The sequence below is a fragment of the Mesorhizobium sp. M7D.F.Ca.US.004.01.2.1 genome (genome assembly GCF_003997785.1).
GTDB classification, from domain to species: Bacteria; Pseudomonadota; Alphaproteobacteria; order Rhizobiales; family Rhizobiaceae; genus Mesorhizobium; species Mesorhizobium loti.
On record NZ_RZRQ01000472.1, the window covers coordinates 1 to 3,403 of the forward strand.

The window sequence follows — 3,403 nt, forward strand, 5'->3', positions numbered from 1 at the left end:
GCAGGCGGCGGACGCCTTTGCCGGCGACATCGGCATCTCGACGCCGGAAGAGCCGAAACACTGGGGCGACTGCACCGCGGCGCAAGCCAAATGCCTCGCCATGCCGAACGGCGTGCAGCTGCGTCTCGGCCCGGTCGAGGCGCCGCCGCCGGTGATGGATCTCGTCACCTTCTATTCGCAGAACCTGGCCGTGCCGGCGCGCCGCGACCTCGACGCGCGGCAAGTGCTCACGGGCAAGAAGGTCTTCTATGAGATCGGCTGCATTGCCTGCCACACACCGAAATTCGTCACCCGTCGCGGCACGCCCAACAAGGCGCAGGCCTTCCAGTTGATCTGGCCCTATTCCGACCTCCTGCTGCACGACATGGGGCCTGATCTGGCTGATGGCCAGGCGGTGGGCGATGCGACGGGCAATGAATGGCGCACGCCGCCGCTGTGGGGCATCGGCCTGACCGAGACGGTCAACGGCAATTCTTTCTTCCTGCATGACGGGCGCGCGCGCAGCCTGACCGAGGCCATCCTGTGGCATGGCGGCGAAGCGCAGAAAGCGCGCGACCGCTTTGCCGTGGCCAGCGCGGCCGACCGTTATGCGCTGCTCAAATTCCTGGAGTCACTGTGATGTTCAAGCGCTCTGCATTGTTTCTCGTTGTTCCGCTGGCTTTGCTGGGCGGTGCCCCGGCGTCTGCGGCGGTCAAGGCCTCCGACATCATCCAGCGGGCGATCAATGGCTTTGTCCGCCCGGCCTATGCCGAGTTGCATCAGCACGCGGAAGTCCTGACGCAAGCAATGCACAAGCTCTGCGAAGCGCCTTCGCAAGGGGAACTCGACGCGGCGCGGGCCGAATTCTCGGTCACGGTCTATGCCTGGTCATCGGCCGAGATCATCGGCTTCGGGCCGATCAAGGAGAACAATCGTCTGGAGCGCACGCTGTTCTGGCCGGATCGCAAGAGCATCGGCCTGAAGCAGGTGCAGGCGGCTCTGGCGGACAAGGACCCGAACGCCACCGATCCGGCACAGCTGGCCGGCAAGAGCGTTGCCATGCAGGGGTTGGGTGCGCTGGAATTCGTGCTTTACGGCGACGGCGCCGACGCACTGGCGGGCAAGGATGATCCCTATCGCTGCGCCTATGGCGCCGCGGTTGCCGGAAACATCGAAACCATGGCTGGCGAGGTCAGCGCCGCCTGGAACAAGCCGGACGGATTTGCTGCCCTTTGGGCCAATCCGGGGCCTCGGAACCCGCTCTACCGCGACGGCAACGAAGCCGTGACGGAACTGGTCGGCGTCTTCATCAATGAGCTGGAAATGGTCCGCGATGTGCGCTTGAAAGGTTTTTTCGGCGGCAAGCCGGATGCGGACAAGCCGAAACAGGCGATCTACTGGCGCTCGCAAAACACCGCGACGTCACTGGCTGGAAATCTCTCCGGCATCGATACGCTGTTCCAGATGTCGAAGCTTGGCGACGCCCTGCCGCCCGATGCGCGCTGGATGGCCGAATCGATCCACATCCAGCTGGTCAACGGCGTCGCCACCGCCAAGGCCATCAGCGGCCCGATCGACAAGGCGCTCACCGATCCGGCGCTGCGTGAAAAACTCGACCATTTCGCGCTGATCACCTCCAGCCTGTCGACCCTGATCGGCACCAGGCTGACCGCTGAATTTGGCCTGACCGCCGGCTTCTCCTCGCTGGATGGGGACTGAATTGAAAACCCCTCTGATAGATCGTCGCGATTTCCTGAGAGCCGCTGGCGTTGGCTTCATGGCCGCGGTGACGCCGTCGGCCTGGGCAAAGACGCTTGCGGCCGACGCCGTCTTTGCCACCGCCTTCGTCAAGCGCGACGGCAGCTTTGGCGCCGCCGTCCTGTCCGAGGCTGGCAAGGTCCTGCACGCGATCGACCTGCCTGATCGCGGCCATGACGTCACCTTCGATCCGGTGTCGAGGCGTTCGGTGGTCTTCGCGCGTCAGCCCGGTACCTTCGCCGTGGTCTTCGATCATTCGGGTCGTGCCGCGCCGCTGACCATCGCCAGCATCGCCGGCCGGCATTTCTTCGGCCATGGCGTGTTCTCGCCCGATGGCGCGCTGCTTTACGCCACCGAAAACGACTTCGACAATGCTGCTGGCGTCGTAGGCGTCTACGATTCGCGGGCGAAATTCAGCCGTGTCGGCGAGTTCCCGACCTATGGCATGGGTCCGCACGAGCTTCTGCTCCTGGGCGACGGCAGGACGATCGCTGTTGCCAATGGCGGTATCGAGACCCATCCGGATTACGGCCGCGCCGAGCTCAACATCGCCACCATGAAGCCGTCCTACGTGTTGATCGACCGCGTTACCGGCGACCTCATCGAGAAACACGAATTGCCGGCCGCACTGCACCAATTGTCGATCCGCCATATGGACACCGACCCGTCCGGCACCGTCTGGTTTGGCTGCCAGTACAGAGGCCCGGGCACCGATCGTCCGCTGCTGGTCGGCCGCGCCACGCGCGGCAAGGAGTTGCAGCTGCTCGACATGCCGCGGGACGTGCTGTCCGGCTTCCGCAACTATATCGGCTCGGTCGCCGCCAATCCGGCTGCCGGCACCGTCGCCGTCTCCTCGCCGGAAGGCAATTCGCTTGTCGTGATCGATTCGGCCAGTGGCCGGGTCGTCGCGAACAGCGCGCTGGTCGAGGTCTGCGGCGTGGCGCCCGACGGAACCGGTTTCATGGCGACGACGGGCGCCGGCGAGATCATCGAGGGCAGCGGCACGACACGCTCCGAACCGGACTATGTCTGGGACAACCACATGCTGCGCATCGAGCAGGTCTGACAGTTCGCCAGCCGAAGCGAAGCCGCTTAACGAATTATGCACTATCCCCTTGCGGTGGCGGGCCGTGGCGGGCACAGGGGATTGCTTCTCGAACTGGTCGCTTCATGAAATTGCTTGCCATCGACTGTGCCGCCAATCTCTGCGCCGCTTGCGTCTATGACGCGAAGGCGAAGCAGGAGCTTGGCCGTTCGGTGCTCGATCTCGGCAAGGGCCATGCCGAGCAGCTGATGGCGGTCATCGCCGAAGCGCTGAAGGCAAGTGCAACCGACTATGCAGGTCTTGGCGCCATTGCCGTGTCTGTCGGCCCCGGTTCTTTCACCGGTCTGCGCGTCGGCGTCTCGACCGCGCGCGGCTTGGCGCTGGCGCTGAAGATTCCGGCGATCGGGGTGACGACGCTCGAGGCGCTGGCCGCTGAAGCAGCAGCGGCATTTCCCGGTCGCACCGTGTTGGCGGCGCTAGATGCCGGGCGTGAGGAAATCCACGCGGCTTTTTACGATGAAATGTCGGTTTTGACTTACGGTCCGGCGGTGGCCACGCTGGCAGAAGCCGTGGCGATGGCGACGGAGGGTTCTTCGGTGCTTGCCGGTACCGCAGCAGCGC

4 protein-coding genes are annotated in these 3,403 nt (G+C 64.7%); all 4 read left to right on the forward strand.

All coding sequences use genetic code 11. From position 1 onward, the window contains the following. The coding region (locus EN993_RS33180) for a di-heme oxidoredictase family protein (protein WP_127265983.1) at window positions 1-619 on the forward strand (619 nt) is incomplete at its 5' end. Continuing rightward, complete coding sequence (locus tag EN993_RS33185; protein ID WP_127265984.1) at window positions 619-1,698, forward strand: imelysin family protein; 1,080 nt, start codon at window positions 619-621, stop codon at window positions 1,696-1,698. The genes EN993_RS33180 and EN993_RS33185, both read left to right, overlap by 1 nt. A gap of 1 nt (window position 1,699) precedes the next feature. Next, on the forward strand, window positions 1,700-2,803 hold the full coding sequence (locus EN993_RS33190) for a DUF1513 domain-containing protein (protein ID WP_127265985.1): 1,104 nt from the start codon (window positions 1,700-1,702) through the stop codon (window positions 2,801-2,803). Between the two features lie 104 nt (window positions 2,804-2,907). Next, a partial coding sequence (gene tsaB / locus EN993_RS33195; RefSeq protein WP_127265986.1) for a tRNA (adenosine(37)-N6)-threonylcarbamoyltransferase complex dimerization subunit type 1 TsaB occupies window positions 2,908-3,403 on the forward strand: 496 nt, incomplete at its 3' end.